The sequence below is a fragment of the Thomasclavelia sp. genome (genome assembly GCF_017889095.1).
Lineage (GTDB): Bacteria > Bacillota_I > Bacilli_A > Erysipelotrichales > Coprobacillaceae > Thomasclavelia.
This window is the reverse complement of sequence record NZ_JAGHEW010000027.1, coordinates 1-7,311: the sequence shown is the minus strand read 5'-3', so window position 1 is coordinate 7,311 and position 7,311 is coordinate 1. Positions and strand designations below refer to the sequence as shown.

8 protein-coding genes are annotated in these 7,311 nt (G+C 29.2%); 6 read left to right on the top strand and 2 right to left on the bottom strand.

What is annotated here, in order from left to right:
• Positions 1-181 precede the first annotated feature (181 nt).
• From J7M77_RS01250 to J7M77_RS01225, 6 genes are all read left to right on the top strand, one after another.
• On the top strand, positions 182-511 hold the full coding sequence (locus tag J7M77_RS01250) for a hypothetical protein (RefSeq protein WP_296875190.1): 330 nt from the start codon (positions 182-184) through the stop codon (positions 509-511).
• 2 nt (positions 512-513) lie between these two features.
• Positions 514-927 (top strand): peptide deformylase, encoded by a 414-nt coding sequence (locus tag J7M77_RS01245; RefSeq protein WP_296875188.1) that lies wholly within the window; start codon positions 514-516, stop codon positions 925-927.
• A gap of 2 nt (positions 928-929) precedes the next feature.
• The gene (locus tag J7M77_RS01240) at positions 930-1,598 is read left to right on the top strand and encodes a response regulator transcription factor (RefSeq protein ID WP_296875186.1); all 669 of its coding nucleotides are present in this window, start codon (positions 930-932) and stop codon (positions 1,596-1,598) included.
• A gap of 74 nt (positions 1,599-1,672) precedes the next feature.
• Positions 1,673-2,590, top strand: a complete 918-nt coding sequence (locus J7M77_RS01235; RefSeq protein ID WP_296875184.1) for an ATP-binding cassette domain-containing protein — start codon at positions 1,673-1,675, stop codon at positions 2,588-2,590.
• Positions 2,583-3,332 carry an ABC transporter permease gene (locus J7M77_RS01230; RefSeq protein WP_296875183.1) on the top strand — a complete coding sequence of 250 codons (750 nt, stop codon included), beginning with the start codon at positions 2,583-2,585 and terminating at the stop codon, positions 3,330-3,332. The genes J7M77_RS01235 and J7M77_RS01230 overlap by 8 nt, the downstream gene beginning before the upstream one ends.
• Positions 3,333-3,370: 38 nt before the next feature.
• Entirely contained in the window at positions 3,371-4,264 is an 894-nt protein-coding gene (locus tag J7M77_RS01225; protein ID WP_296875180.1) for a HAMP domain-containing sensor histidine kinase, read from the top strand.
• 32 nt (positions 4,265-4,296) lie between these two features.
• Here the strand turns inward: J7M77_RS01225 and J7M77_RS01220 are convergent, their stop codons facing one another.
• Together J7M77_RS01220 and J7M77_RS01215 are read right to left on the bottom strand one after the other, a co-directional pair.
• Positions 4,297-6,276, bottom strand: coding sequence for a lysozyme inhibitor LprI family protein (locus J7M77_RS01220; RefSeq protein ID WP_296875178.1), 1,980 nt, complete (start codon positions 6,274-6,276; stop codon positions 4,297-4,299).
• Between the two features lie 112 nt (positions 6,277-6,388).
• A complete protein-coding gene (locus J7M77_RS01215) occupies positions 6,389-7,309 on the bottom strand; it encodes an L-lactate dehydrogenase (RefSeq protein WP_296875177.1) in 921 nt (306 codons plus the stop codon).
• Between the last annotated feature and the right edge of the window lie 2 nt (positions 7,310-7,311).

Below are 7,311 nucleotides of genomic sequence, written 5' to 3'. Positions count from 1 at the left end.
TCAGTTACTTTTTCAATAGCTTTGTCATAGGCTTTCATTACATCTTCTTTTTTAATCATATTTTCTGTCATAAAAATACCTCCTATTAACATTTACTCCTGGAAATTAAAAATTACTTTTTTTATTTTTAATTTAAGTTATAATTATTTTTAAATAAAATGTGTTTAGGAGGGGAACTTAGATGGCTAGAACAGTAGAAATATATGAATGTAGACGAGATGTTTGGCAAGTTAATAATGATATTCGCATGATCTTAATGAATGATGGTTATCATGAAATTAATTATAATGGGGAACGTGTTTGGAAAAAAGGAACGGGATTGATGACAGCGATGCATTATATTAAATATGAATTTAGTGATAATGTTATTTGTATTTCTGGCTGGGTTCAAATTGGCGTTGGTGAACTTGGTGGTAAAGAACGGGATTTAACTGGATTTACAGCGACAATTCCTAAAAAGTCAGTGGCCAAAACAATGGCAAAAATGAAAAGTGTAATATTGGGAGGATAAATATGATTAGAGATATTGTAAGTGATCGTTTTTTGCTAAACCAAAAAGGAAAAGAGGCTACTAGAGATGATCTTGATGTAGTTAGAGATTTATTGGATACAATTAAATTTCATGAAGATAATTGTGTTGGTATGGCAGCAAATATGATTGGAATAAATAAAAGAATTATTGTTGTAAAGGAAAAAGATGATTATTTGGTAATGCTTAATCCAGAAATCATTAAATTTTCTAAAGAACGCTATAAAACCAAAGAAGCGTGTTTATCATTATCTGAGGAAAAAGAAGTAACTCGATATCAACAAATTAAAGTTAAATATCTTGACATCAATTTTAAACAAAAAATCAAAACATATAATGGCTTTATTGCACAAATTATTCAACATGAAATAGATCATTGTAATGGGATTGTGGTATAACAATGGCAATAATAATGGTTGTTGAAGATGATGTTAATATTCATCAAATGATCAAAGAATATCTTGAAAAAGAAAAATATACAATTATCAGTGCTTATTCAGGAACAGAAGCATTATTGCAATTGCAACAAAGCAAAGTGGATTTAATTTTGATGGATTTAATGTTACCAGGATTAGCCGGAAATAAAGTATTAGAGAAAATCCGAATTGATTCTAAAGTACCTATAATTGTAGTTTCAGCCAAGGACAGTATTAAAGATAAAGTAGATTTATTACACTTAGGAGCTGATGACTATTTAACCAAACCATTTGCTTTAGAAGAATTATTGGCTCGAATCGAAGTGCAGTTAAGAAAAAACTATAATTTAGATAATACCAATTTATCTTATCAAAATATTTCTTTGCTTCAAGATCAAAAAACGATGGTTGTTGATAAACAAGAAATTCATTTAACTAAACATGAATATAAGATCATGGAGTTATTACTAAAATACCCTAACCGTGCATTTAGTAAAAAAGAGATTTATGAATATGCTTGGCAAGATCTATATGCTGGTGATGATAAAACTATTTCAGTTCATATTAGTAACATTAGAAATAAATGTAATAATTCAAATTTGATTGAAACAGTCTGGGGGATTGGTTTTAAGTTAGGGAAAGTAAATCTTTGAACTTTCTTTAACTTTTTTTTACGGTTTTTAAAAGTTTAACTGTTACAATAACTTATGAAAGGATGGTTTAGAAAATGAAAGAAAATGCTATTGAGATAAATCAGTTGACCAAAAAATATCATCAGTTTGCTGCAATTGAACAAATTAGTTTACAAATACCCAAAGGAGAAATTTTTGGCTTAATTGGTCAAAATGGAGCTGGAAAATCAACGTTGATGAAAATCTTATCAGGAATGATCCATCAAACTAGCGGTGATTTTAAATTGTTTGGCCATTATCCAAGTGACGATCATTATCTTTATCATCGAGTTGGTTCTTTGATTGAACAGCCTGGATTATTAGAGTCCTTGACCGCTTTTGATAATATGAAAGTCAAAGCTTTAGCGTTAGGGTGTTATTCTAAAAAAGGAATTGAAGAATTATTAAAGATATGTAAGATCAATAATACTGGAAATAAAAAAGTAAAATCATTTTCATTAGGAATGCGACAAAGATTAGCAGTAGCAATGAGTCTTATTAACGATCCTGATTTATTGATCTTAGATGAGCCCACTAATGGCTTAGATCCACAAGGATTTAATGAAATGCGAGAGCTGTTGATCCTTTTGAATCGAGAAAGAGGAAAAACGATATTAATAAGTTCTCATATTTTAACCGAATTATCGAAGATTGCTAGTTCGTATGGAATTATCAGTCATGGTAAACTTGTCGAATGTTTGGACAATGAGCAGTTAAAACAGCGTTGTCGGGGTTATTTGCTTTTAAAAGTAGTTCCAGTTGACCAGACAGTTAGAATATTAGAAGAAGAATTGAAGATAGATGATTATAAAGTAATCGATAATAAAACTATACATCTTTTTAGTGATGTGGATAGTGCTTTGATAATTGAAAAATTAGTCAAGAATGATATTCTGGTATATGAATGTACTTACTATCAAAAGTCATTGGAACAGTATTTTTTATCAGTAAGTGGAGGGAATAGTAATGATTAATATGTTGAAAAGTGACGTATATAGAATTAGACGCTCGCGTTCTTTTAAAATAACTGTAATGATATTTGTTTTAATTATAGCTATGCTCTATTTAGATTTAGGAATTCAAAGTCGAAGTGCTTTTGCTTTTTTTGATCCCACTACTTCTACAATCAGTGATTTTTTATATTATTTTCCTAAAGCGCCATTATTTGTCATGGTTGTCTTTATTTATCAGATGATTTTTATTGGTGAAGAGTATCAAAAGAATTATATTAAAAATATTTATCCATATTTCCAAAATAAATGGCAATTAGTTTTGTCACGATATTTTATTGGGATTATAATTTATTTGGTGTTTAGTTTAATAGCGATTTTCTTAGCTTTTTTGTTAGGAATTATAATTGATCGGGAATTAGGTGCCTTTAGCTTTATTGATTATTTATTTTATTTGCTTACGCAAGCTTTCTTAAATGAAACATTTGCAACAATTTGTTTATTAGTATTAAATTTATTTAGGAATGCTACGATTTCAATTTTACTGGGATTTGGATATGTTATGCAGTTTGTTTATATGTTAGAGATAGTTATTTGTGAGCATTTTAGAGTTGAATTATATCAATATGGTATTTATTATTTAAGTGGTAATTTACCAGTTTCATTAGAATTAGATAAGTATGGCCAAAGTATCTTGATTAGCCTGGTCATGACTGCTATAATTTTAACGATCAATTATTTAGTGTTGAAGAAAAAAGATTTATAAGGCTGCCAGGTAGCCTTTTTTCATATTGGGAGGAAATTATGGCTATATTGATTTTAATATTATGTAGTATTATTTTGGGGTTGTTGCTTTTATATTTACATTTAAGAACAAATGTAATTGCAGTAGCAAAACAAATAGAGTATTTATATCAAGAAAAAAGTTCATTTAAAATCTCTACATCGACTAATTTTAAGCCATTGCAACAAATTATTGCTTGTTACCAAAAACAGCGCGAAGAATATTTTGTATTTATTCAAAAACAGTTAAATCAAGAAAAAGAAATCAAAAATTTAATTACTAATATTTCTCATGATATTAGAACACCACTTACCAGTGTTAAAGGCTATTTGGAAATGTTAGAACAAACAGATGCTAAAAATCAAGGGCGCTATTTTAAGATTGTAAGAGGACGACTTGAAGATGTTGAAGAAATGCTGGATGATTTTTTTCTCTATAGTCGTATTCATTTACAAAATCAAATGGCTGATATTAAGCCAATCTTAATCTATCCGTTAATTTGTCAAATTGTTTTATCATATTATCCTGAGTTAACAAAAAAACAAATTATTCCCATGTTTACTTGTTTAAATGAACAGATTTTAGTTAATGTTGACGAAAGTATGATGAAGCGAATAATTCAAAATTTGGTAATAAATGTAATTCGTTATGGTCATAATTCATTTAAAATTGAGTTAAAGGAAGAAAATGACCAAATTATCTTAAATTTCAGTAATCAAATTATCGAATCGTTTTCGGTGGAACATATTTTTGAACGATTTTATCAAGGTGATGTTGCTCGTAAAAGCAGTGGTTCTGGATTAGGAATGGCAATTGTAAAAGAATTATGTAATCAAATGGATCTCAAAGTTGATGCTAAAATAGATGATGATATACTTACTATTACAATTATTTTTAAAAATATTAAGTGTTAAAGAAAAAGAAGAAATACGACCATTTCTTCTTTTTATAAGCGCTCTAATAATTCATAAGCCCGTTCTTTAGTAGCTTCGCGTTTAGATGATAAATAATCTAGCTGTTCTAATGAACCGCCACTATTTTCTTTCGAGGCTTCTTTAGCTTCTTGTTCTATTTTATCTTCCCATTGACTTTGCTCTTGATCAAAAGCAGTTTGTTCACTTTTAGACATCTGTTTTTTTAATAAATCAATGATCTCATTCATTTTAGCTTGCCATTGTTTTAAGGCATTTGAACATGCTTGTTTCATTTCGTACATTGAACCAGCCTGTTGATCTGCTTCATTTAATGTAACCTCTAAAGCATCTAATTCTTGTTTTAATGTAGTTTTATCAACTGCATTATTATCACTACTACTTGAATTGACCAAATCTTCAGTTAATTCTTTCCATTTTAACGTTGCATCTTTATTACCGTTTGTTTGACAGGCAACTAACTTACCTAAGAAATTAAGCTGATAATTAGTATTCGTTTGATGTTCACCATAATTACTGGTTATTTCAACTATATTATTTTGATAATAGCTCATTTTTTCTCGATAACCGTATAAAAAGCTTTCTGGTGCACTATTGATATTCAAACCATTGTAACTCCATAAATCACAAATTTCGACATCATCTTGACTATCACCGGCACCAATAAATAATTCTTTAATACCATCATTATTAATATCCTGAAAGCAGTAATAGAGTTTTAAATCATCATTATATTGGGCTTGTAAGCCGCTGCTTTGAAGGGCAATATCAGGATTAGGGTTACTTGAAAACCCGTTTTGATAACTTTCATAATAGTTTTTTAGTACCGGATCAAATACATCGGTATTAACACTTTTTTTGTTTGATAAAACTAATTCAATTTTATAAACAAGATCATTAAGATTTTGACTTATATTGCTGTTTAAATTTGTTTGACCAGTTAATTTAAGTAAAACATCATCAACATTATCAGTAAAATTAAAATATTCATAACCAGTTTTTTCAATGATCTTAGCATCACTAGTTAAACCGATTTCTTTAACAATTTTACTAGTTGTTTTATCACTGGCGGTTTCAATTGAAGCACTTTCGTGTTTGTATAATTTTTTTACAAATTTATTATTTTGATATTCTAAAATAAAGGTTAAGTGTTCATAACCATCGCTATAATTATAAGCAAGATCATATAACGTACCGCAAAGATAAATTTTACCATCATTTTTCTTAATGAAGATACCACCTTTTTCTTTATCATCAACACCTAAAACATCTTTTTCTAATGTTAGCTGGTCGCTTAATACTACCTCATCATCTTCTTGTTCATAGATACTAATAACAATTTGATTAGTAGTATTATTATCTGCAGGGACTTTATTATCAAGGGTTAAAACTAAAAGTTCAGCCTGATCATCATTATCAAAATCCATGATCCTAAATGTTAGAACACCACTTAATTCATGTAAACTGTTGATTGAAAAATAATCATTAGGTGTGGTGATATGCGAATAACTAGTTTGATAATTACCTTCTTTGATTACGCCTTCTTTTTTGATCAATACATCTTGTAAATAAGTTATTAAAGTATATTTGGTTTTTAAAGTTTGATCATCGTTACTAGTAGTTGCTTTATTTAGGATTTCAGCTGTTTTTGAATAATCGTTTTGTGCCATATATAAATCGGCTAATTTTTCATACGGTTCAACCTGGTGAGGATCAATTTCGATTGCTTGTAAATAGGAATCTTCAGCTTTTTGATAATCAAAATCTTCATAATATTTATCACCTTGATCAATCGTATTTAAATAATCATCTTTGGTATCTTTATTATAGAAAATAAAATAACCAGCAACTAGACATGCAATTAAGATTACTAATCCACTAAATATAATGATTCGTTTTTTACTCAATAGTTTACGTTTAGGTATTTTATGACCACATTGACTACAAAATAAAGCATCTTGTTTATTTTCAAATCCACATTTTGGACATTTCATCAAATCCCTTCTTTCTAAATATCTATCAAATTATAATATAACATATTTTAAATTTAAAAAAATATCCAAAATAAAAAAACTGCTATAAGTCAGTAACTTATAGCAGCTATGATTAATCTAAATCAAGATCAGCTAAGATTTCTTTTAATGCTTTAGCACTAGCTTGTAGTTTTTCATTTTCTTCATTATTTAAATAAATATCAACTACTTTTTCAACTCCGTTTTGACCAACTACAGTTGGAATACTTAAACAAATATCATTTAAGCCAAATTCACCTTGCATTAAACTAGAAACTGGTAATACGGCATGTTCATCTTTAACGATTGCGGTGGCAATTCTTTTTACAGCTACGGCTACACCATAGTAAGTAGCTCCTTTACGTTCAATGATTTCATAAGCGCTGTCACGAACTTCCTGAGCTAAGCGTTCCATTGCTTCTTCATGATGGAAATGTCCTCTTAATTCACAGAAGTGATTGATATGAATACCGGCTACCTGGGCACCAGACCAGACAACTAATTCACTATCACCATGTTCACCAACGATATAAGCGTGAACATCACGAGGATCGACTTGTAAATGACGACCTAAGACATATTTTAATCTAGCGGTATCTAATACTGTACCTGAACCAATAACCCGGTTAGCTGGGAATCCTGATAATTTTAAAGTAACTTCAGTTAAAATATCAACTGGATTAGAAACGATCAAGATGATTCCTTCACAGTTTCTGTTTTTGATTTCAGGAATAATACTTTTGAAAATATTTACATTTTTTTTAACTAAATCTAATCTTGTTTCATTTGGTTTTTGGTTTGCTCCAGCCGTAATTACAATTAATCCAGCGTCAACGATATCATCATAACCACCAGCATAAATATTCATTGGTGTTAGATAAGCACTACCATGACTTAGATCCATTGCTTCCCCTTCAGCTCTATCTTTATTTGCGTCAATTAAAACCATTTCAGAAAATAACCCTGTTTGAATTAAACTAAATGCTGATGTTGATCCTACAAATCCACATCCAATTA

Excerpts from the sequence above, each read along its gene's own strand:
- J7M77_RS01250 (WP_296875190.1), top strand. The coding sequence starts at position 182 with ATGGCTAGAACAGTAGAAATATATGAATGTAGACGAGATGTTTGGCAA.
- J7M77_RS01245 (WP_296875188.1), top strand. The coding sequence starts at position 514 with ATGATTAGAGATATTGTAAGTGATCGTTTTTTGCTAAACCAAAAAGGA.
- J7M77_RS01240 (WP_296875186.1), top strand. The coding sequence starts at position 930 with ATGGCAATAATAATGGTTGTTGAAGATGATGTTAATATTCATCAAATG.
- J7M77_RS01235 (WP_296875184.1), top strand. The coding sequence starts at position 1,673 with ATGAAAGAAAATGCTATTGAGATAAATCAGTTGACCAAAAAATATCAT.
- J7M77_RS01230 (WP_296875183.1), top strand. The coding sequence starts at position 2,583 with ATGATTAATATGTTGAAAAGTGACGTATATAGAATTAGACGCTCGCGT.
- J7M77_RS01225 (WP_296875180.1), top strand. The coding sequence starts at position 3,371 with ATGGCTATATTGATTTTAATATTATGTAGTATTATTTTGGGGTTGTTG.
- J7M77_RS01220 (WP_296875178.1), bottom strand. The coding sequence starts at position 6,276 with ATGAAATGTCCAAAATGTGGATTTGAAAATAAACAAGATGCTTTATTT.